Here is a 21,513-nt window from a genome sequence, read left to right as displayed (position 1 = left end):
TCTCCATATCAGGCGGCTGCACCCGCCTTTTGATTTGCACATAATTCAGGAAGATTTGCTTCTACCAGCGCACGAGCGAACGGCGGCGGTACTGCGTTACCACAGCGCGCTACCTGCTTGTCTTTGGCGTAACGATTGCCGCGATAGTCCTGATCGATAACGTAGCCGTCAGGGAAGCCCTGCGCCTTATAAAGCTCATGCGGTTGCAGCATGCGCATTCCGATATCGACGATCTGGTACTTAACCCCCTCGATCGTCACCAGCCATTCATCCTCGCTATCACCGCAGTAGGTTTCGAGGAATGTCCGGACCTCGCCAACGTGCTGGCCACCAGCGGTAATCGTCGGCATAGGTGTATCCATGGTCTGACCGTCGCGGCAGGTTCCGCGAAGCTTCACCAGGTGAGACGCAACTACCGCGTGATGATCAACAGTAGTGACTGAGTGGGCAGGCTCATCCATACCAACACCCGGCCCCGTGTAATTCCCACCATAGTGCTTCGCCAGGAACGCGCTCACCGTTACAAACTTATTACCACCAGCAGTGACCGTGCCGAGCGGGTTATTCAGTTGAAGAACACGCGGTTCTTACCCTGGGCGTTCGCCGTACCCCATCTGGATCAGTGTTGGGGTTACCAGCTGCGACTTACCGCCACCACCTGCAGTAATTGTCGCGCTCGGTTCGTCAGCCCTGTGCCCAACACTGGCACCAAACTGGCGGGCGATGACCGGCGCAACCACGCACGCGCGGGACTGCTTGAGGATTGTATGAGCGGGTTTATCCAGCGGGCGCGGCTTAGCCTGGTACTCACTGCCGCCATTGCCAGCCAGGAACGGTGTCAGGGCAGCCTCAACTACGCCAAGCGCATGCCCATTCCCGCCCGGGCGCGCCGACGTACCAGCGGTGACAGTTGGTACCGGCTCGGTCACAGGCTGCCCGGTGGCTCCGGTGCGGAATTTAGTCAGGTGCGGTACCGCCAGCGCATAGCCATGCTTTTTAGTGATGGTCTGCAATGGCTCTAACAACGATTGCCCGCGGAAACAGTCATAACCACCTTTCGTCGTGGTGTGGTTACACTTCACGATGAAAGGTGATGCGCTTTCGATAACAAAGCGCTGGATGCCGCGCGCGATACGTTTGAGCGTATTTTCCGCCAGCGGCTTTTTGCGGTCGAAGATGGAACGGGCCGGGATGTTCCAGTCAATGCACTCCGCCGCGGTACGCCATGGCGCCAGCTTGCCGCTTTGTACTTCCAGTGATTTTGGATCCCCATGAGTCGCTTCAGGCCAATGAATCTTGCGGCCGTCACAGCGCATGACCATGAAGAAACGCTTTCTGATCGTCGGCGCGCCGTAGTCACAAGCGCGCAGCTCACGATAATCGACCTCATAGCCAAGCCCGGCGATCAGCTGTTGCGCCTGCTGGCCGTGCGGCTCAATGGCAAGAAATTCGCAAACCTCAGCCAATGCTGGGTGATTCGCCGCGATACCAGTCGACAGCATGCCGACAAATGCCTCGAATGTTTCGCCAGCACGCTCAGGATCCGGGCGTAATTCTTCATCCAGCAGCGGGCCCCATGTCTTAAATTCTTCGACGTTCTCCAGCATCATGACGCGGGGACGTACTGCCAGCGCCCAGCGCAGGACAATCCACGCCAGCCCGCGAATCTCTTTCTTAACCGGCTTAGCGCCCTTCGCTTTGGAAAAGTGGCGGCAATCAGGGCTAAACCAGGCCAGACCGACAGGTTTACCGCTGGTGGCTGCGCTTGGGTCAACGTCAAACACCGACTTGCAATAATGCAGCGTGTCCGGGTGATTCGTCTTATGCATCGCAATAGCGTTTTCGTCGTGGTTGATAGCGATATCCACGCTACGCCCGATCGCCAGTTCAATGCCGGTACTCGCGCCGCCACCACCAGCAAAGTTATCAACGATAATTTCACGCATTGACGGCCCCCTGCATACTGCTAACCAGACCACCGGCCACGCTAATTATTTCGCTGGTAGGTACACGCTCCAGCCAGAGTTGGTTGATGTTGGCCTTCAACTTGTTCTGTTGGTTCACCCCCAGAGAATCCGCCCCCTCGACCTGATTGAATACCAGACCAACCTCCAGAGGCCAGATGCGCGACTCTACATCTGCCGTTGCAATGGGAGTAGGCATTGCTTTTTCCGACACCGACGGAAGGGCCATTTTTGCCGCGGCGAATTGAGCTAATGACAATGCTGCACGCCCTTTTTCTTCCAGTTCGGTGCGATTGATATAGCTGAAGCTTTCACCACGCCAGGTTTTGTCGAAGACAGCGATTGCCCCGGCAAAAAATGCGCTGGTGGGTTGCTGCTTCTCGTCAGCAGGAACAAACCAAACAGGAAGATCGAACCCAATACGACCACGAATAAACATGATGTGATCGGCATCTTCCGGCCACCATGTTTCACTCGTGGCTGACTTCACGAGGTATATGTAACGACCACCTTTATCACGCATCGCCATTGTGTGATTCATGATGTGGGTCATGCCAGTGATGGCCTGCTTTTCATGGTACTGAGAACGGCTATATGGCGGATTTGCAAACGCGGCGCCACCGAGTTCTGCCAGACGCTCTGACCAGTCCTGCGTCAGCGCGTTATCTTCGGCGGTATACCATGCAGGGCATTTAGCATTGCTATCGTCTGCAAACAGATCCAGAACCATCGGCCCAAATATCGAATTGATGCCCCAAAACAACAAATCTGGAGTGCGCCACTGATCGCCAACCTCTTTCAATTCATGCGCTGGCTTTGAGCGCAGTTCAGCCAGCGCGCGGCAATATTTGTTATCAGCATTCATGCTCATCATTTCGCTCCCCTGAAGCCAGCTGGAATGGCTTTATCTGGTCCACCAAATTTCATCGGATCATGCTTACGGATTGAGCCCCAATACTGTCGTTCTGGACGTCCTGCTGCGTTCCACTTATTTGCGGATTGCAGGTAGCCTGGGAATTTTGTTGGCAGAAACAGCGTTGTTGGGCGCAGATATTCGGCCATTTTCAGATCCTCGCCCCACTTCTCGACGCTGTAATCCACCACCAACAGCAGCTCATCGGGCGTAAACCCGTCAGCCAGGCGAGCCCGGATGTTTTCCAAGGATGATTTGCAGACCTGATACCGTGATCCGGTGGTTTTGTTCAGATGTGATAAAACCTGCTTCGCCTGATCGGTGATAACCACCACAGGGTCGGGTTGCGCAGCAACCGGACAAGAATGTTTTTTATCTGATGGATCAGTAGTTGTATTTACTGACGGATCCCCCCCAGATTCTGACGGGTGAAAACCGCCTTTTTCATCGTTTTTTGATGCCTCAGATTTTGACGCGTCGGTTTTTGAGGCATCAGATTTTGATGCGTCAGAATCTGACAGGTGAGAAAAGGCAGCAGCCTGTAATTTCGCAACATTGAGCTGGTAAACGTTCGATGCATTGCGGTTGCCTTTACGGCGCTGCTGGCGGGTTAACCAACCGTCTTTTTCCAGCTGAGATATGGCTGTGCGAACCGTGCTCTCACCAGCACCAATCTGGCGCGCGATGGTAGCGATGGAAGGCCAGCTAACCCCTTCATCACTGCTGAAGTCTGCCAGACGCGCCATGATGGCAACGCTGGATAGCTTCATGCCAGAAGCGGCACAAGCATCCCAAACGTAACCCGTTAATTTAGTGCTCATGGTCGTCCTTTAACTCGGTAAACTTGCGCTTGAATTGTTCGAGCGGGCTGAAACATTCGTGGTCATAACCATCCCGCAGGTAGATAACTCGTTGAGTCTCTGGCTCCCACCGGATAACCCGAACGGGGATCCCTCTGTGGTCTTTGAACTTTCGGTTAACTTCGCGCATAAGCGTTTCGCCTTCCTGTAGTAAACCCCCACAATTGCGACTGCCCGACTGTGGTTACATGGCACCCAGCGGTTTGCTATTCTGCGTTCATACCGAAACAACGGTGAGCCCGGTACCGGGATCATCCTGAGTTGCGGTAAACGGTTAAAAGCCGTTAAACTGGTCATGCGGATTACTTCTCCATACAAGATTTGTCTGCCACGACGCCCGGAGCTGCACACTCGCGGGCGTCATTCTTTTCCGGCGCGCAAAACACACGGAAAAGCAGCGTCAAATGTTCCTGCCACTTAGCCATCACCTGATAGCTGTTCTCTTCGATCTGGGCGCGTTCCTGAGCATCAATAACGCCGTCAGCGGTAGCTTTACGAACGTATTGCGAATGCCTTCCGATCCACTCAACTGACTCCATGAGACGCTGGTTGATATCGCCGTTCTCAATCTCTTCAACATCAGCCAATGGCACAAAAACACCGTTCGAGTGACGTGCAGTAGCGTTCGCTATGTGGTTTGATCCACCAGCACGCTGAAGCACCATCGCCCAACCGAGCGGGAAGATCTGATCACCATCGGTACGCAGCCGGTTAAACAGCGCGTTCTCGGTCACACCCAACCATTCAGCTGCCTCGGAATATCCGCCCGGAAGCTCGGTTATCGTTTTTTTGATAGCGGCCACCAGCCAAGCTGGCTGCTTATCTACTTTCCATTCAGGTTCTATACCCACGGCTAGGTCCTCCCTTCTGTGGTTATTTCTGATCGTTAGGCGATGTATTCTTGCCATAACGTTCTGGGTTGAATTCCAGTTCACCAGCAGTTCGATACGCAGCTTCAGCAGCTCGTCCTTTAGGGATTAAGCGTCCGGGGCGATTACGCCACTGGTAAACAGCCTCACTGGTGATGCCAAAAAATTCGGCAACTTTCTCAGTGCTGCCGAAATGTTGTTCAATCTCGTCGGTTGTCATGAAGCCCCCTTAGCTAAGTTTGGTTAGATATTAATAACCAATCTAACTTTGGTCAATAAAAACTAAGATTACTTAGTCTTTTTTAAATTTGGTGCTTTCATGGAAACGGTTGGTCAGCGCATTAAAGCCCTACGCAGGGTTACAAAAACCTCTCAAAAAGAACTGGGTAAGTTCTGCGGGGTTAGTGACGTAGCGGTGGGTTATTGGGAAAAGGATGTGAATATCCCAAACGGAGAATCGCTGGTTAAGCTGGCTAAATTCTTCAATACATCAATAGATTACATTCTTTACGGCACTGAATTTGAAGGTACCCTCATAACTAAAATGAGGCGTGTGCCCGTGATTTCCTGGGTTCAAGCTGGGCAGTTTACGGAATGTAAGGCCGCTGATTTATTCAGTGATGTCGATAAATGGGTTGAAACATCACTACGCATTGGGGACAGCTCGTTCGCTTTAGAGGTCAAAGGGGATTCAATGACCAATCCAAATGGCCTCCCAACAATCCCTGAAGGGGCTACCGTTATTGTTGATCCAGATGCCGAACCCCTTCATGGCAAGATTGTTGTTGCGCGTATTGATGGCACTAACGAGGCGACTGTTAAAAAACTGGTCATTGATGGCCCTCAAAAATTTTTAGTCCCACTAAATCCTCGCTACCCCAACATCCCGATCAATGGTAATTGCCTCATTATTGGCGTAATTAAAGGCGTTCAGTACGAACTCTAATCCCTTCCCGCTCTTCCCCTAAGCATCAAGCTAAGTTTAGTTTGATGTTTTCACTTGACCAACAAACTAAGTTAAGTTAGATTTTTTTCTGTCGACACCAAACCACCGCGCCTGATGTGGTTAAAAGCAGGCCAAAGCAATAAGAAGTGATCCCTGTTCTGGCTGCTCACTTTCCCCTTGAGGGTGACAGCCAGCTTTTTAAGGGCACAACAGGCGAGAGCATTGCTGATTATCGGACTGCGTGAGACGCGACTCGGTAAAGCAGGTAAACAGTGCTCTCACCGTTGTGGTAATGCGGCTCTGCGCACGTGACGAGGCCAACAAGTTTTTATTTCAACTTTTGAAATGAATACGTTTCTTGAGGTGTAGCGTCGCCGGTTCTGGCCGGTCCGGCAGGTGGAGGCACCACCGCCACAACAAATTCATTGCTGTGTGTAGTCTTTGCCCATCACATCGGTGGGCACCTTTTTTACACAAGAGACAAGGGCATCACCGGGCGACGGGCTCATAACCCAATCCACCCGGGCGCGAGGGAAGTGGCCTGTCTACCCATAACAATCGCGCGGGTGCCCTTCTCTGTTGTGTATGGAGAAGTTCCACTGGCGGTGGCAGCCGCCTAACAGAGGGTTAAACCATGAGTAGTGACCGCATGACCGTAGTGCCCGATTTTCTGGGCGAACTGGATGCCGGCGTGTTCATGAACAAGATCGCGGCAGCTTTAAACACTACCGCGCTTGGCGTTCTGAACAACGGTACCAAAGGCAAAGTAGTCCTCACCTTTGATATTGAGCGTATGGGTAACTCCGTCGAAGAGAAGCGCGTCAAGATCAAGCACAAGCTGAACTACGTCACCCCAACCCCGCGCGGTAAAGCCTCCGAAGAAGACACCACCGAAACACCAATGTGGGTTAACAAAGGCGGCAAGCTGACCATCCTGCAGGAAGATCAGGGGCAGCTGTTCGGGATCAACGGCGGCATTGACGGAAAGCTTAAAGCGGCACAGTGATCCGCAGCAGACAAATCACTGACATCCCTATGACCACATATTAAGGAAATTTTATGTCCCAGATTTTAGACGGCAATGCCCTGCAGCAGGTGAAAGACCTGGTTCTTTCCGGTTACCACCTGGATGCAGCAAAAGTTACGGCATGCCCGACAGCCCTGCTTCCTGAAGGGGTTCACGTAGAAAGCCTCGAGCGTTTCGAGTTTGAGCGTTTTCGCTTCCGTGGCGCCATGACCACAACCAGTATTCCTGACTTTGTGCGTTATGCAGCTGGCTATGCCAACGAAGCTGAACCAGCGCGATGCTTTATCGATGCTGACAACATGACCGCACGCTCCGTGTTCAATATCGGTACGCTGGCTAACCCTGGCCATGCTGATAACGTCGCATCTATCACCCTCAAAAAGACAGCGCCATTCCGAGCCCTACTTCAGGTAAATGGCGATCGACTGGGCCAGAAGGAAATTGCTGAATGGCTGGAGGACTGGGCCGACTTCCTGACCGCATTTGATGCCGACGGGAATGTGTTGTCCATCGCGCAGGCATCTGGTGCCGTTCGTCGCGTCAATATCAAACAAGTCTCGGAAGCAGCTCATGAAGACGAAGATTTTGGCGGCAGAAAGTCCCTGATGCAGAGCGTTGAAGCCAGCAGTAAAGACGTGATGCCTGTCGCCTTCGAGTTCAAATGCGTGCCATATGAAGGCCTGAGCGAACGCCGCTTTAGCCTGCGTAACAGCCTGCTTAAAAGCGGGGAACCGGTGTTTGTACTCCGCATCGTTCAACTGGAAGCCCAGGAAGAAGCTATCGCCAACGAGTTCCGTGACCTGCTGATCGAGAAGTTCACCGACAAGCCGGTTGAAACCTTTATCGGTAACTTTAAAGCGTAATTTCTCTGCATTAAATCCCCGGCGCCGCGGGGATTTATTGAAGCGTAATTCCCTTTATTAATCGCCAATGGCGAGGGATTCGTACAACCAAAAACTGGCGCAGGTGCAGCTGCCAAATATGGAGAAGAAAATACGATGAGTTATATCCAGACACTTTCAGGTAAGAAATTCGATTACCTCAATTCAACTGCTGACGATGTGGAGATCGAGGATATCGCGACCGCGCTTTCCCACATCTGCCGCTTCACTGGTCATCTGCCGGAATTTTACAGCGTGGCCCAGCACTCTGTGCTGTGCAGCCAGCTCGTTCCGCCAGAGTTCGCCTTTGAAGCCCTGATGCATGACGCAGCAGAAGCGTATTGCCAGGACATCCCTGCCCCCCTGAAAGCGTTACTTCCAGATTACCGTCGCATTGAAGAGCAGGTAGAACAGCTGATCCGGGCCAAATTCAGTATCACCCCTGATATGTCAGCGGTAGTGAAATATGCCGATCTGGTGATGCTTGCCACTGAACGCCGCGATCTGGATATCGACGACGGTTCACTCTGGCCTTGCCTCGAAGGTATTCCGGCCAGCGACATTATCCAGATCGTGCCTCTTCGCCCAGGCCAGGCATATGGCTTATTCATTAACCGTTTCAATGAGCTTATGGAATCACGCGCATGCCTCGCATGAAGATAAAAGAACTGGTAGCCGCAGCCCATGCTGCGGCGGGGAAACTGCCACCAGCAGAAGCCTCTCTGATGCGTGAGGTAGCCACTCGCCTGGACGTTACATTTGCCGCCTTGACGGAATCGATGGACCAGCGAATGAGCCTTGACGCCGAAATTAACCATCTTCGTCAGGAGTCCGTCCAATGACCACCAACAAATACGCGACATTGCGCGGCACAATCGCCAGAGCTAAACGCAACGACTGTCACAAGGTAGTGATGCGTGTGACGTTAGTTGAAGAACTCCTTCTCCAACTGTCAAACGCTGAGAAGCAGATTGCTGAATTGGCTACGGAGAATGCATGGCTGAAGCAGTTTCCTGACCAAATCGTTGGCTTCATCGGAAAGCTGGGCTCAAGCGAAATTGGTAGCGAAACGAAAGAAAAAATTGAGGCCGCAGCGAAGAAAATCAAAACCCCAGCCACCGACGATTTTCAGGCTGAAGTGATTACCAACGCTATCAAATCCGCGCTTAACGATTGTTCGGAGTGCCTCGATAGGGACTGCATCATGGATTCGAACGGCATCAGTTATGAAGATGCTGCACTCCGTGAAGCGGGTGCTATGGCACTGCATGATGCATTACTTCGCCAGGAGCGTGCCGTATGAGTTCAGACATCATCGATCAGGCAAACGAGCTGGTAGAGCACCGCCTGCAGCTGGCCATACAAAAACACCGTATTGATCAGAATGCAGTCTCTGCAGAGCACTGTTCTGAATGCGGAGAGGACATTCCTGAGGCGCGCCGGGTTGCCATGCCTGGCTGCCAAACGTGCGCCAGTTGCCAGGAATTTTTAGAGCTCATGATTAAGCAGCGTAAGGGGTAATTGATAGAGTACGCGCATAGATCGTCAGAGTACCAATGCCGGTGGTTGTCCCCTCGGCTTTAATCGCAGAATTACCAATGGAGAAAGCAGTTGAACGACTTAATGATTGACCTCGAATCAATGGGGAAAAAGCCAAACGCGCCGATCGTCTCAATTGGTGCCGTCTTTTTTAACCCTCAAACAGGTGAACTTGGCCAAGAGTTCTACTCGGCCGTCTCGCTTGAAAGCGCAATGGCTCAAGGCGGTGTACCGGATGGAGATACAATTCTTTGGTGGTTGAAACAAAGCCCTGAAGCGCGCTCAGCTATTTGCGTTGATGATGCGATGCCTATCACTGATGCACTGTCGGAACTTAGTCATTTCATTCACCGGCATGCATATAATCTCAAATACATGAAGGTCTGGGGTAACGGGGCCACCTTTGACAATGTGATTCTGCGCGGAGCTTACGAACGCGCCGGACGCATTTGCCCGTGGGAATTTTGGAACGATCATGATGTACGCACGATTGTTACCCTCGGTCGCAGTGTTGGTTTCGATCCGAAGCGTGACATGCCTTTTATTGGCGATGTTCACAACGCCCTGGCTGATGCGCGCCATCAGGCAAAATATGTGTCAGCAATTTGGCAGAAAATTATCCCTGCCACCAGCACCAACGAGTAAACCACTCAGCCCGGGTGCAGCCGGGCTTTATGGAGAAGGAAACCATGGCAAAGCTAATGAAAGCGAGTCTCTGGAGTAAGCGCGAATTTACCAAAGACTCCATTCCTGACAACCGTACAATTAAACGTTGGGTCGAAAACGGATTACTCATGGGAAGGATTGTAGATGGTTCAGTTTTTGTCTATGAAACCGAAAAGTGGGGAGTTGACTCAATTGTTAATCAGGCGGTACGTCAGTTAATAATTGAGGGTTGACCATGGCAGCAAGGCCACGAAAAAAAGAATACCGCCACCTTCCTGATTATCTTTTTTTTGATAAAGATCGTGGCGTGTATAAGTTCACGCTTATAACTGGGAAAAAGAAAACTCTCGGTTCGGATCGAGTAATGGCTATCGCCATCGCCCGAGAATATAACCTGAGGATGCGCCCTGAAAATACACCATCGATAGATTCATTAATTCGGGAATCGGGAGGGCTGAATGGTGAAGCCCACCCGTTTTCTGAACATGTTGATCGCATTATGGAGAGAGCGATCAAAGATGAGCAGCCGTCTAAAAGCACACTTGACGATTGGAATAATGATGCCATCAGGGTTAAAGAATTTTTTAATAACATACCCGCATGCGACATAGAGCTTGAGCACGTAAATGCCTACATACGAAATTACCATTCTGAATCGTCGGCCAATGTTCAGAACCGAAAAGTTAGCTTCCTGAAAAAGCTATTCTCTTATGCTGTTGATGAATCGCTCATGATGGATAACCCTGCAACACGGAAAAAAATGCGGCGTGTCGATAAAAAGGTCCGCCGGCGACTTACTTTGGAACAGTTCCTGACCATACATGCAGCTGCTGAACCTTGGCTGAAGACTGCAATGGACCTTGCATTACAAACTACGCAAGCGCGCCTGGAAGTTTCCCGGATCCGGTACTCGATTACGGAACCTAAAGAAGGGGTTTGCGGCTGTGTATGGTTCGATCAGGAAGAGGCTGGCATATTCGGAACGCTTTACATTCATCGGCAAAAAGTACAGCACAAAGAGGCCTCACACGTTGCCATTCCGATCGGCAGGGCCCTGAAAGAGATCATCGACAACAGCAGAGACAATGTGGCCAGCCCTTATGTTGTTCACCGGCTTCTGGAAAAGAGAAGCAATCCTATAAGCAAGGAAGTTAACCACCCAACACAGGTGGCCCCTGATTATTTGAGCAGGACATTTTCAGAGCTGCGTGACCAGTTAGGTGTAGCGGCAGAGCTGCCTATCAAAGAAAGGCCAACGTTCCACGAGATAAGAGCACTGGCAGCTCATATGTTCGAAAAGCAAGGTATCGATCCGCAGGCAAGAATGGCCCACAGTGATGCAAAATCTACAAAAATTTACACCCAAAACCATGTTGAATGGGTCGAAGTTCCTCATGGGGAGATTTTTAAAAATATAGTTAGAAAAGCATAAAGAATAGGGACCGATATCGGTCCCTATTCTTAGGATGCTTTAGTCTTTACCATCTCTGCACATCTATTCAGTAACTTCTCAGCTGTCTTAATAGCGACTTGAGAATCTAACTCAGAAATAGTCGCCTCAAGCTTATAGTCACTGATGATACGCTGGTCTTTTAACGATTGAAGAGCAATTCCTAACCCTATAAGAGTCTTTTTAGGGTATGGTTCCGCATCATCTCTCCAAGCCATTGTAGTCAAGTAATCTATCAAACCCTGATGATTATCTTTCGGCCCTTGCTTAAGGTGCGGAAGGACATGGTGATAAGCACCATAGTAAGCTCGCGCCACTGCATTTCTATAACCAATTTCATCTTTACGAGAAGCACAAAATTTTGCTAACTCAATAAAATCTGTACTAGTTACAGGCATGGCTATCTACCTCTTCGAGACCTTGGTACCAGACGCTAAAATTCTTACCCAACAAAGAATCATTTTCTGCAAGTGAAAAAGCTATATCTAGATTCATATCAGAAATTACATCAACATCGTTTGTTTTTAACGTCATTATATATGATGCCGTTTTCTCTTCCGGCACAAAAACAAAAGCGATTGATGCTGGTCGCACATTATAATTATCAGCAATATCCAGCATACTTTGAGCCACAAACATATATTGCTCATGAGTAAGTGAAGAAGACTCTTTAAATCTTGCGGTATCTATTACGATATCTACTGAATCCTCTTTCATTTTTTCTGCATCCTTTTTATCAGCAGCATCAATGAAACGTTCTGCATATATTAAAGCTTGGTCAATGTTTCCGCTAAATAAATTAGTTTCCCAAGCAAAGGTAAGCATGGTTTTACAGCCATAAGTACCAATCAGTCTCTTAGTGAGGGCTGAGAGCTGCTTATGAGTACCGTAATCTGAAAGGTATGTAGCATAGTTTAGCGCATAGGTATCAATACCTAAGCGCAAAGCTTCCTCAAAAAAGAGGATCGCATCTTCCTGGCGGCCATTTGCAGCACAAGCTAAAGCCTTCAGATAATCTTCTGAAAGCGGATCGTTCAGTTTCTCAATCTCACGAATGTACTTATGGAAACTGAAATCATCGAGCTTATTTCTGTATTTAAGATAATCAACTAACTCACCGCTGATTTCTATGTATTTTGGCAACGCCTCTGGCATCAATCTGTCCTTGTGCTTCGGTAAGGAACCTAGTTGCTTTCTAACTAAGCAATCTTCACATGATGGCTAAGGTTACAGCACAGGTGAGCAGATTTCCAATATGAAATTCGTTGTTTCGTGTATGTCAAGGGTTGACTTTAGAAAATATACAGTCTTACTCAACACCTCATTACTTCGAGACTATGAAAAGACAATAAGGCTGTGGATAACTCTAATTTATCCACAAAATCGTTCTTTTCGAGAAGTACAAAAAGTGCGGTTCGTAGGGGCGCCTAATTGATCGTCGCTCGTTATCCCCTGGGGTAAAACCACCTCTAACTTATTGATGTATATAGTGCAGATTTTGCAAAAAATGCACTGTTTGCATATACAGTCAAACATGCCGTAGCACCAGTATTTACAAGGGTTGCAGCGGCTTTAACGCAGTGACATGGGGTGTCGGGGGTCGGAGGTTCAAATCCTCTCGTGCCGACCAAACACACATAAAAAAAACCAGCCGTTTGGCTGGTTTTTTTTATTGCACCTCATCCGGCGTTTTGCGCAGATACAGCAGCGTTAACACGCAAATCACCGCCCCGGCATAAAACGTATATTCTGCGCCGAGCGTTTCCCAGATCGCCCCCGCCCCGACGCTGGCGATTAACAGCCCGACGCCACTGACCAGACTGAAAATACCGTATGCCGTACCGCGCAAATCAGCGGGTGCGGTTTTAGCAATCATCGCCGCCAGCAGCCCTTGCGTCATCCCCATATGCACGCCCCAGAGCGCAACGCCCAGGATAATCCCGGCCCAGTGAGTGCTCAGCGCCAGCACAATATCTGCGCCAATCAGCACGACCAGCCCCCACTGCAACAGCCGGGTGTGGCTCATGGCATCCGATAATTTGCCAAACGGATAGGCTGAGAGAAAATAGAGCAGGTTCATCGCCACCATCACCAGCGGGATCAACGCCAGCGGCACGCCAGACTGCTGCGCGCGCAGAACCAGGAATGCCTCACTGAAGCGCGCGAGCGTAAACACCGCACCCAACCCTATGACCCACCAGCAGCCTTTGCCCAGACGCTTCAGGTTCTCTTTTTTTATCGGATTCGTTCGTTTATGTTCAACAGGCGTTTTCGGCTCATGCAGACCAAAAAAAAGCAGCGCCACGGCAAGTACGCCGGGGATCACCGCTATCCAGAAAATGGTGCGAAAATCATCGTTCCACAGCAGCATTAGCCCGACGGCCAGCAGCGGCCCAAGAAACGCTCCGACGGTATCCATCGACTGGCGTAGCCCGAATGCCGCGCCGCGCAGTTCCGGCGGCGTGACGTCTGCAACCAGCGCATCGCGCGGCGCGCCGCGAATCCCCTTCCCTACGCGGTCGATTAACCGCGCCCCCAGAATCATGCCGGAAGAGGAAGCGATGGCGAACAGGGGTTTGCTCAACGCACCCAGCCCATAGCCAAGCACCGCGAGCCCTTTACGCTTGCCCAGATAGTCGCTGATGGCTCCGGAAAAAACTTTGATAAATAGCGCGGTGGCTTCAGCCAGGCCTTCAATCAGGCCGATAAATATCACGCTGGCACCCAGCGTTGTCACCATAAACAGCGGCAGCAGGCTATGAATAATCTCCGAAGAGATATCCATCAGCATACTGACGCCGCCCACAACCCAGACTCCCTTCGGGATCCGGCTGAGCGTTGCAAACCGGGATAACATTGAGCATCTCCTGCTTTCTGTAGAACAATCATTATGTTCGGGACAGAATATCCTGGAAATGCGAATAAATATCGTTAATAAATAGGGAGGGATAAAAAAAGCCAACCCGTGGGCTGGCTTAATGAGCGAAAGCGATAGCTTAGTGCTTATCGCGTCCGCCGAGGAAGAAAATGCCCAGCGGAATGGCAAGCAGTACGGTGAACACCAGGCTATATACAAAGATCATCGCCGACTGCAGAACGTACATGCTGGTCGTCCATGCGGAGAGGGGAATATTGTACTGCTCAATGACGCCGACAATGGTTGCCCGTCCAACGCATGCGGCAGCAATCATAAACACAACCAGCAGCGCCAGCAGGAACTTACGGCCTTCAGGTGTTTTCAGTTTTGCACGAACCATCTCTCTTCCCTTTACAGATGAATAACATATTCTGCCGCTTAAAATAACACGATCTCCCAGCCGACTCCACCCAGCATTAAACACCAAAACAACGCCTACAAAGCAGTTCATAAATCTGATCATTTTGAAAATGTAAGTAAATCACTCTAATCATTCATTTGAGTTATGCTAATCTGGACACGATCGTTTTGACATTAAGGAATGACTGTGAAAAACGCACCTAAATTTGCTATCGCCCTTATCGCCGCTGCCTGTGTTAGCACCAGCGCTTTCGCGAACGAGGCTCCAAAAGAGCAGCCGCTGGAAAAAGTGGCACCTTACCCGCAGGCGGATAAAGGCATGAAGCGTCAGGTGATCCAATTGCCTGTTCAGCAGGATGAAGCAAACTTTAAAGTTGAGCTGTTAATTGGCCAGACGCTGGAGGTGGACTGCAACCAGCACCGTCTCGGCGGCCAGCTGGAAAGCAAAACCCTGGAAGGCTGGGGTTATGACTACTACGTCTTTGACAAAGTGACGTCGCCGGTTTCCACCATGATGGCGTGTCCGGACGGTAAGAAAGAGAAGAAATTTGTGACTGCGTATCTGGGTGATAACAGCCTGCTGCGCTACAACAGCAAGCTGCCGATCGTGGTCTATACGCCTGAAAACGTGGAAGTGAAGTATCGCGTGTGGCAGGCGGGTGAGAACGTCGGACAAGCGGTAGTACGTTAAAACCAGGTCGGGTGCGCTCTGATGCCCTCACCCCAACCCTCTCCCACCGGGAGAGGGAGAAAACACTAAAAACGGTAACGGATGTTACCGTTTTGCTTTTACCTTACAGCGCGATATCCGCAACCGGTTTGTTTTCCGCCTGAGGCTTCAGCTCCGCTTTTGGCGCAGCATCCGCAGCCTGTGGCTTGATGTATTGCAGCTGCAACACGCGGCTGGTGTATTCCAGCTCCTGCTCCGTCGCATCCACGTTACCGTTCAGCTTTGTACCGTAAGAAGGAATAATGGTCTTCAGCTTCGCCTGCCATTCCGGGCTGGAAACTTTATCTTTAAACACTTTTTCCATCAGGTGCAGCATGATTGGCGCGGCGGTAGACGCGCCCGGTGACGCGCCCAGCAGCGCGGCGATGGTGCCTTCTTTATCGCTCACCACTTCGGTACCCAGACGCAGCACGCCGCCCTCTTTCGGATCGCGCTTGATGATCTGCACGCGCTGGCCGGCCTGCCACAGACGCCAGTCTTCTTTCTTCGCCTGCGGATAGTACTCTTTCAGCGCTTCAAAACGATCGTCATCAGAGAGCATGACCTGGCTAATCAGGTATTTCACCAGATCGAAGTTATCCAGGCCCACGTCCATCATTGGCTTAACGTTTGAGGTGGTGGTTGCGCTGAGCAGATCCCACAGCGAGCCATTTTTCAGGAACTTGGTGGAGAAGGTCGCGAACGGCCCAAACAGCACCACGCGTTTGCCGTCAAGCATACGGGTGTCGATGTGCGGAACGGACATCGGCGGTGCGCCCACGGAAGCCTGACCATACACTTTCGCCAGGTGGCGATTCACCACCTCCGGGTTTTCAGAGACCAGGAACTGGCCGCCTACCGGGAAGCCCGCGTAATCGTCCGCTTCAGGAATACCGGACTCCTGGAGCAGCTTCAGCGCCGCGCCGCCCGCGCCGATGAAGACAAATTTCGCCTTGATCACGCGCTCGGCGTCATTGTTGTTCAGATCGGCAACGGTCACGCTCCAGCTGTTGTCCGCGTTGCGCTTGAAGCCGCGCACTTCGGTACTGAGCTGCAGGTTAAAGTTCTCTTTTTTCTTGAGAGACGTCACCAGCTGACGGGTGATTTCACCGTAGTTGACGTCGGTGCCAATCTCGGTGCGGGTCGCCGCCACTTTCTGGTTCGGGTCACGCCCTTCCATCACCAGCGGTGCCCACTCTTTGATCTGAGCGTGATCTTCTGAATACTTCATGCCGCGGAACAGGGTGCTCTGCTGCAGGGCAGCGTAGCGCGCGCGCAGGAAGTTGACGTTCTGGTCGCCCCACACAAAGCTCATGTGCGGTACGGTGTTAATAAAGGAGTGCGGATCGTGCATCACGCCGCTGTTGACCTGGTGAGACCAGAACTGGCGCGAGATCTGGAACGCTTCGTTGATCTCGACCGCCTTCTCGATACTAATGGAACCGTCCTTTTTCTGCGGCGTGTAGTTCAGTTCCATGAGTGCCGAATGGCCCGTACCGGCGTTGTTCCAGCCGTTAGAGCTCTCCTGCGCCACGCCGTCGAGGCGCTCGACCATGGTCATTGACCAGTCCGGCTGCAGTTCTTGCAGGTAGGTTCCCAGCGTGGCGCTCATGATGCCGCCACCAATTAAAAGGACGTCCGTTTCCTGCTCTTTAGGTGCGTCTGCTTTCGCTGCCATTGAGACGGCGTTGAGCCCGACGGCCAGAGAAAAGAGCATGGCAGTCATTTTTTTCATAATTTATGCCTTAGTTTACTAGTGCGTGATGCGTGGAAAATGCAGGTGAAAAAAGCTGCGGGGGGAACGGTAGCAACTTTTAAATATTGTTTAAAGGTTACGAAATTATTGTAATTGTGAAATTTAATGATGGATTGTTTGTAGGGAATTGCGCTGGCAACTGGCAATCACGAAATTTTGTGGATACTATGCTGCACTTTGCGATCGCGCGCACGGAAGCCTGCCCTAACCAGCGAAGTTCTATGTCATTACCTCATTCTGCTGTATCCCCTGAAGGCCAAGTCGCCACGGTGCTACGTTCACCCAAACATCTCATGCGTGAAACGCTGGCGGGCGTCATTACCGCCCTGGCGCTTATTCCCGAAGTCATTTCGTTTTCCGTGGTGGCGGGCGTTGATCCAAAAGTCAGCCTGATCGCCTCCGTGGTGCTGTGTCTTTCTCTGTCTGTGCTCGGCGGTCGTCCGGCGATGGTGACCGCAGCAGCCGGTTCCGTGGCGCTGGTGATTGGCCCGATGGTGCATCAGCACGGCGTGCAGTACATTTTACCGGCCGTGCTGATGGCCGGCGTTATCCAGATCCTTTTCGGCGCGCTGGGCATGGCGCGGCTGATGCGATTTATTCCGCAGTCGGTGATGACCGGATTTGTTAACGCCCTCGGGATTTTGATTTTCTTTGCGCAGGTGCCCCATTTCTGGAGCCGAAGCCCGCTGATTGTCGGCCTGTTCGTGCTGACGCTGCTGATTGTGCTGTGGGTACCTCGCTTTATCAAAAGCATCCCCTCCCCGCTGATTGCGATTGTGGTGTTAACCCTGTTTACCGTCACCACCGGGCAAATCCTGCCGACCGTCGGTGATGAGGGCTCGATGAGCGGCGGGTTGCCGGGGTTCACGGCGCTGCTGGTGCCGCTTAATCTCCAGACGCTGAGCATCATCTGGCCATGTGCGTTAAGCATTGCCTTTGTCGGCCTGCTGGAATCCCTGCTGACGGCAAAGCTGGTGGATGAACTGACCGCAACGCCGTCGAACAAGCGTCGTGAAAGCATCGGGCTGGGCGTGGGAAATATTCTGGCCGGGCTCTACGGCGGGATTGCGGGTTGCGCGATGATTGGTCAAACCATCGTCAACGTGGAGATGGGGAAAGGCCGCAGCCGCATTTCAACCGTTGCGGCAGGCGTCGTACTGCTGATCCTGGTGACGGCGCTCAGCGAGGTGATGGCAAAAATTCCGATGGCGGTGCTGGCGGGGATTATGGCGATTGTCGCCATCAAAACCTTCAGCTGGCACAGCGTTCAGCCAGCGACCGTGAAAAATGCCCCGATTGCGGAAACCGTCGTGATGCTGGTCACCGTTGCCGCCACGGTATCAACCGGCAATCTGGCGATTGGCGTGCTGGGCGGGATTATCGTCATGGTCCTGCTTCCCGCCCGCATCAGGCGTCGGCTTAAAGAAGAAAAATCGTCGCCAGCCCAAGAAAAATAAAGAAACCGCCGGTATCGGTGATGGCGGTGATCATCACGCTCGACCCCACCGCGGGGTCGCGCCCCAGTTTGGTCATCGTCAGCGGGATAATCACCCCCATCATCGATGCCACCAGCAGGTTCAGCACCATCGCCAGCATCATCACGCCGCCCAAGGCCATGTCGTCGTACAGCCACCAGGTGATGCCGCCCATAATCCCGCCCCACACCAGGCCGTTGATCAGCGCGACGCCCATCTCTCTAAAGATGAGCCACGTAAAGTTACCGGGCTGAATATTTTCCAGCGCCAGCGCGCGAACAATCATGGTAATCGTCTGGTTGCCCGTATTACCGCCAATCCCGGCGACGATAGGCATCAGGGAGGCGAGCGCGACCAGCTGCGAAATGGTGTGTTCGAAACCATCAATCACGCGCGAGGCGATGAAGGCGGTACACAGGTTAATGGCCAGCCACGCCCAGCGGGTTTTAACCGCCTTCCCTACCGAGGCATGAACGTCATCTTCGGCGCTGATCCCGCCAAGAGCACGTAAATCGTTATCGGTTTCTTCGTAAACCACATCAACGATTTCGTCGATGGTCAGACGCCCCATCAGCTTGCCGACAGAATCCACGACCGCCGCGCTCACGAGGTCATCACGTTCGAAGGTGCGCGCCGCTTTCTCCGCGTCGTCCTCCGGGGAGAAGACCATCGGCTCGGTTTCCATGACCTCGCTCACCCGCCGCTGGGTGCTGTTCAGCAGGATCGTTTTCAGCTCCAGCTCGCCGAGCAGGGTTTTATCCCGCGAGGTCACGAACAGTTTATCGGTGTTGTCGGGCATACTGCCCAGGCGGCGCAGGTAGCGCTGCACCGTGCCGAGCGTGACGTCCGGGCGGACCGTAATGACGCCAAACTCCATAATCGCGCCGACGGTGTTTTTCTCGTAGTGCATCACCTGACGCACGCGCGCGCGTTCATCGGCAGGCAGAGACGCCAGCAGGCGCCCGGTCAGGTTGCGCGGCAGGTGTTGAACCAGGTAAATCTGCTCGTCGATATCCAGCGTTTGCAGGGCGTCGAGGATATCCCGGTCGCTCATCTCATCGATGAGGTCATCCCAGACGTTTTCGGAGGCCTCAAGCAGCACCTGCCCGCGCTCGTGATCCTGAACCAGCCGCCACAGGGCGTGGCGCTCTTCGGATGGCAACGCTTCAAGGGTATCCGCCAGATCGGGCGGGGGTAAATGAGCAACCAGCGCACCTACCTCAGCAATATCGTCGGCCAGCGTGCCGACATCATATTGCTCAGCCAGAGTCAGTTTGCCTAATAAGGTGGAGGTGACCGCTTTATCGGTCGTGAGGAGCCAGATGAGACGCGCGCGCTCCTGGTCACGCTGCCTGGCGCTGTTTTTCTTTAATACCGACATCAATCATAAATCCATTAAATGAGTTGTTGCTAAGCATAGCGCGGGGATATGTAAATAAGAATAAACAACGGGGCGGGATGGAGAAAAAAGCGGCATTGCGGCCACGATTTATCCCCTCTCCCCGTGGGAGAGGGTCATGATGAAGGCATCAGGCCGTACGCGCCACCGCGTCACGCGAGGCCGCATCGCGCTCGTCGCCGGTCAGCTCGCTCAGCTTGCCGTCGCGCATCTCCAGCAGACGATCGGCGTGAATGAAGTAGTGATCGTCGTGGCTAATGGCGAAAATGGTTTTACCCATCTCCTGCATCAGCGGGAGCAGCACCTGATAGAACTCGCGGCGGAAGTGCGGGTCCTGATCCGCCGCCCACTCGTCCAGCAGGACGATGTCGCGCTCCTCGGCCAGCGCCAGCAGCAGCGCCACGCGCTTTTTCTGCCCCTTCGAAAGCTTGAGGTTCAGGATCTTGCCATCCTGCAGCTCCAGCTTGTGCGACATCTGCAGGTGCGCCAGCCATTTATCCACCAGCGCAGGGTTAGCCTGTTGCCCTTCCGGCCCGAGGAGACGGTCAAACAGCCAGACGTCGGTAAATACCGCGGAGAACAGCTTGCGGTAATCTTCCGGTTTCTCAGCGCTCAGCGCCTTGCCGTCCAGCAGAATCTCGCCTGACTGCGGCTGGTAAAGCCCGGTCAGCAGCATCGCCAGCGTCGATTTTCCGCTGCCGTTACCGCCGATCAGGAACAGCAGTTCGCCGCGATGGATCGTCAGATTGACCGGCCCGACGGAGAAGGCATTATCCTGATAGCGGAACGTCACGTTACGCAGCTCCAGCGTCTGCCAGTTCGGGAAGGCCTGCGGGCGTGGGAATTCAGCCTTAAATGGCGCAAGGTCGAATTTCTTGAGCTTATTAAACGCCACCTGTGCGCTCAGCAATGTGGGCAATGCGCCAACGGCAGAAAGCAGCGGCGTGCGTAAAAACAGCAGCGTCAGCGAGTAGGTTGCCGCCACGTTGGTATCCGCCCAGCCGAGGCTGTTCGCCATCCAGAACACCAGGCCGATGGCGCCCAGCATCATGATGTTCGACCAGTTCACCGCACTCAGGTGGAAGGTGTCGGCGCGAATGATGTGATGGCGATACTCACGCGCATCGGGAATGTAGAGATTGTTGAAGATATGCTCGGCGCGCTCGCGGTTAAGGGTCAGCTCTTTCCGCCCTTCCAGCACCGTCTGATAATCGTTATAGAGCTTGTCTTCGGTTTCACGCAGCACCGCCATATGTTTATAGACGCGCGATACCAGCAGGAATCCGCCCCAGATGGTGATGACGATCCATACTGCGGTGACGGCCAGCATTTTTGTGGAGAGCCAGGCGAGATAGGCCGCCGATCCAAAGGTCAGGATGATGCCCTGCACCAGTTCAGGCAGACGGACAAACGCGATGGTAATGGCGCGTACGTCGCTGGTCAGGCCCGCCAGCAGGGAGGCGCTGCCAAGCTGCTCCACGCGCTCAACCTGGGTATCGAGGATGCGCTTGATAAATTCGCTGCGCAGGCGGAAAACGAAATGGTGGCCCAGTACCGTCAGCGCGAGCTGCGAACCCAGCGTGACCGCCATCAGCAAAAGCAGTAAGCCCAGAAATTCCGGTAACACGGAAAGTGAGGTATCGACCATTTCAATTAAGCGCACGTTGATAAAGGCAATAAGGCCAATACCCAACGCCGCGCTGGCAAGGCTGAGCGCCATTACCGCTATAAAGGGCCAGCGATACTGACGCCAGACAAGAAGAAGAAGTTGCATGCAGAACA

24 protein-coding genes and 1 pseudogene are annotated in these 21,513 nt (G+C 52.6%); 12 read left to right on the top strand and 13 right to left on the bottom strand.

Features of this window, described 5'->3' with window-relative positions; genetic code table 11:
• Window positions 1–8: 8 nt before the first annotated feature.
• The 6 genes and pseudogenes from E0L20_RS16755 to E0L20_RS16730 all read right to left on the bottom strand — a co-directional run bounded on the left by E0L20_RS16755 (window position 9) and on the right by E0L20_RS16730 (window position 4,826).
• Window positions 9–1,946 (bottom strand): annotated as a pseudogene (locus E0L20_RS16755) (DNA cytosine methyltransferase).
• Window positions 1,939–2,838 (bottom strand): phage N-6-adenine-methyltransferase, encoded by a 900-nt coding sequence (locus E0L20_RS16750; protein ID WP_427854512.1) that lies wholly within the window; start codon window positions 2,836–2,838, stop codon window positions 1,939–1,941. The pseudogene E0L20_RS16755 and the gene E0L20_RS16750 overlap by 8 nt, the downstream one beginning before the upstream one ends.
• Window positions 2,835–3,698: a conserved phage C-terminal domain-containing protein gene (locus tag E0L20_RS16745; protein WP_023294082.1), complete on the bottom strand. Its 864-nt coding sequence runs from the start codon at window positions 3,696–3,698 to the stop codon at window positions 2,835–2,837. Before E0L20_RS16745 ends, E0L20_RS16750 begins: the two co-directional genes overlap by 4 nt.
• Window positions 3,688–3,867, bottom strand: coding sequence for a DUF4222 domain-containing protein (locus tag E0L20_RS16740; RefSeq protein ID WP_131634933.1), 180 nt, complete (start codon window positions 3,865–3,867; stop codon window positions 3,688–3,690). Before E0L20_RS16740 ends, E0L20_RS16745 begins: the two co-directional genes overlap by 11 nt.
• Before the next feature lie 172 nt (window positions 3,868–4,039).
• Window positions 4,040–4,588, bottom strand: a complete 549-nt coding sequence (locus E0L20_RS16735) for a YmfL family putative regulatory protein (protein WP_131634932.1) — start codon at window positions 4,586–4,588, stop codon at window positions 4,040–4,042.
• A gap of 22 nt (window positions 4,589–4,610) precedes the next feature.
• Complete coding sequence (locus E0L20_RS16730) at window positions 4,611–4,826, bottom strand: Cro/CI family transcriptional regulator (protein WP_001515606.1); 216 nt, start codon at window positions 4,824–4,826, stop codon at window positions 4,611–4,613.
• Window positions 4,827–4,925: 99 nt separating this feature from the next.
• On the opposite strand from E0L20_RS16730, the gene E0L20_RS16725 reads away from it, so the two are divergent.
• The 10 genes from E0L20_RS16725 to E0L20_RS16680 all read left to right on the top strand — a co-directional run bounded on the left by E0L20_RS16725 (window position 4,926) and on the right by E0L20_RS16680 (window position 11,097).
• Window positions 4,926–5,552 (top strand): LexA family protein, encoded by a 627-nt coding sequence (locus E0L20_RS16725; RefSeq protein ID WP_131634931.1) that lies wholly within the window; start codon window positions 4,926–4,928, stop codon window positions 5,550–5,552.
• A 634-nt stretch (window positions 5,553–6,186) separates the two neighbouring features.
• Window positions 6,187–6,558 (top strand): hypothetical protein, encoded by a 372-nt coding sequence (locus tag E0L20_RS16720; protein ID WP_131634930.1) that lies wholly within the window; start codon window positions 6,187–6,189, stop codon window positions 6,556–6,558.
• Between the two features lie 53 nt (window positions 6,559–6,611).
• Window positions 6,612–7,442 (top strand): YfdQ family protein, encoded by an 831-nt coding sequence (locus E0L20_RS16715; RefSeq protein ID WP_131634929.1) that lies wholly within the window; start codon window positions 6,612–6,614, stop codon window positions 7,440–7,442.
• Between the two features lie 135 nt (window positions 7,443–7,577).
• On the top strand, window positions 7,578–8,117 hold the full coding sequence (locus E0L20_RS16710) for a hypothetical protein (protein WP_032667290.1): 540 nt from the start codon (window positions 7,578–7,580) through the stop codon (window positions 8,115–8,117).
• Window positions 8,105–8,302 (top strand): hypothetical protein, encoded by a 198-nt coding sequence (locus E0L20_RS16705; protein WP_016247400.1) that lies wholly within the window; start codon window positions 8,105–8,107, stop codon window positions 8,300–8,302. Before E0L20_RS16710 ends, E0L20_RS16705 begins: the two co-directional genes overlap by 13 nt.
• Window positions 8,299–8,763 (top strand): hypothetical protein, encoded by a 465-nt coding sequence (locus E0L20_RS16700; RefSeq protein WP_131634928.1) that lies wholly within the window; start codon window positions 8,299–8,301, stop codon window positions 8,761–8,763. Before E0L20_RS16705 ends, E0L20_RS16700 begins: the two co-directional genes overlap by 4 nt.
• Window positions 8,760–8,981, top strand: a complete 222-nt coding sequence (locus E0L20_RS16695; RefSeq protein ID WP_131634927.1) for a TraR/DksA family transcriptional regulator — start codon at window positions 8,760–8,762, stop codon at window positions 8,979–8,981. Before E0L20_RS16700 ends, E0L20_RS16695 begins: the two co-directional genes overlap by 4 nt.
• A gap of 90 nt (window positions 8,982–9,071) precedes the next feature.
• Complete coding sequence (locus tag E0L20_RS16690; RefSeq protein WP_131634926.1) at window positions 9,072–9,644, top strand: 3'-5' exonuclease; 573 nt, start codon at window positions 9,072–9,074, stop codon at window positions 9,642–9,644.
• Window positions 9,645–9,688: 44 nt separating this feature from the next.
• Window positions 9,689–9,898: a hypothetical protein gene (locus E0L20_RS16685; RefSeq protein ID WP_001515618.1), complete on the top strand. Its 210-nt coding sequence runs from the start codon at window positions 9,689–9,691 to the stop codon at window positions 9,896–9,898.
• Window positions 9,899–9,900: 2 nt separating this feature from the next.
• A complete protein-coding gene (locus E0L20_RS16680) occupies window positions 9,901–11,097 on the top strand; it encodes a tyrosine-type recombinase/integrase (protein ID WP_131634925.1) in 1,197 nt (398 codons plus the stop codon).
• 29 nt (window positions 11,098–11,126) lie between these two features.
• Here E0L20_RS16680 and E0L20_RS16675 read toward each other — a convergent pair whose 3' ends face one another.
• From E0L20_RS16675 to E0L20_RS16660, 4 genes are all read right to left on the bottom strand, one after another.
• Window positions 11,127–11,513 (bottom strand): hypothetical protein, encoded by a 387-nt coding sequence (locus tag E0L20_RS16675; RefSeq protein WP_112017773.1) that lies wholly within the window; start codon window positions 11,511–11,513, stop codon window positions 11,127–11,129.
• Window positions 11,500–12,270: a hypothetical protein gene (locus tag E0L20_RS16670; protein WP_131634924.1), complete on the bottom strand. Its 771-nt coding sequence runs from the start codon at window positions 12,268–12,270 to the stop codon at window positions 11,500–11,502. The genes E0L20_RS16675 and E0L20_RS16670 overlap by 14 nt, the downstream gene beginning before the upstream one ends.
• Window positions 12,271–12,784: 514 nt before the next feature.
• Window positions 12,785–13,972 (bottom strand): MFS transporter, encoded by a 1,188-nt coding sequence (locus E0L20_RS16665; protein ID WP_131634923.1) that lies wholly within the window; start codon window positions 13,970–13,972, stop codon window positions 12,785–12,787.
• 139 nt (window positions 13,973–14,111) lie between these two features.
• A complete protein-coding gene (locus E0L20_RS16660) occupies window positions 14,112–14,372 on the bottom strand; it encodes a DUF2534 family protein (protein ID WP_010433451.1) in 261 nt (86 codons plus the stop codon).
• A 201-nt stretch (window positions 14,373–14,573) separates the two neighbouring features.
• On the opposite strand from E0L20_RS16660, the gene eco reads away from it, so the two are divergent.
• Window positions 14,574–15,083 (top strand): serine protease inhibitor ecotin, encoded by a 510-nt coding sequence (eco, locus tag E0L20_RS16655; RefSeq protein WP_131634922.1) that lies wholly within the window; start codon window positions 14,574–14,576, stop codon window positions 15,081–15,083.
• A gap of 103 nt (window positions 15,084–15,186) precedes the next feature.
• Here the strand turns inward: eco and mqo are convergent, their stop codons facing one another.
• On the bottom strand, window positions 15,187–16,836 hold the full coding sequence (gene mqo / locus E0L20_RS16650; RefSeq protein ID WP_131634921.1) for a malate dehydrogenase (quinone): 1,650 nt from the start codon (window positions 16,834–16,836) through the stop codon (window positions 15,187–15,189).
• A 188-nt stretch (window positions 16,837–17,024) separates the two neighbouring features.
• On the opposite strand from mqo, the gene E0L20_RS16645 reads away from it, so the two are divergent.
• Window positions 17,025–18,314 (top strand): SulP family inorganic anion transporter, encoded by a 1,290-nt coding sequence (locus tag E0L20_RS16645; protein WP_131634944.1) that lies wholly within the window; start codon window positions 17,025–17,027, stop codon window positions 18,312–18,314.
• Here the strand turns inward: E0L20_RS16645 and mgtE are convergent.
• Together mgtE and E0L20_RS16635 are read right to left on the bottom strand one after the other, a co-directional pair.
• A complete protein-coding gene (gene mgtE / locus E0L20_RS16640) occupies window positions 18,277–19,713 on the bottom strand; it encodes a magnesium transporter (protein WP_131634920.1) in 1,437 nt (478 codons plus the stop codon). The genes E0L20_RS16645 and mgtE overlap by 38 nt on opposite strands.
• 148 nt (window positions 19,714–19,861) lie before the next feature.
• Complete coding sequence (locus E0L20_RS16635) at window positions 19,862–21,505, bottom strand: multidrug ABC transporter permease/ATP-binding protein (protein WP_131634919.1); 1,644 nt, start codon at window positions 21,503–21,505, stop codon at window positions 19,862–19,864.
• Between the last annotated feature and the right edge of the window lie 8 nt (window positions 21,506–21,513).

This window comes from Enterobacter wuhouensis, assembly GCF_004331265.1.
GTDB classification, from domain to species: domain Bacteria; phylum Pseudomonadota; class Gammaproteobacteria; order Enterobacterales; family Enterobacteriaceae; genus Enterobacter; species Enterobacter wuhouensis.
The sequence above is the reverse complement of the archived record's forward strand: the minus strand, read 5'-3'. Positions and strand labels throughout refer to the sequence as shown.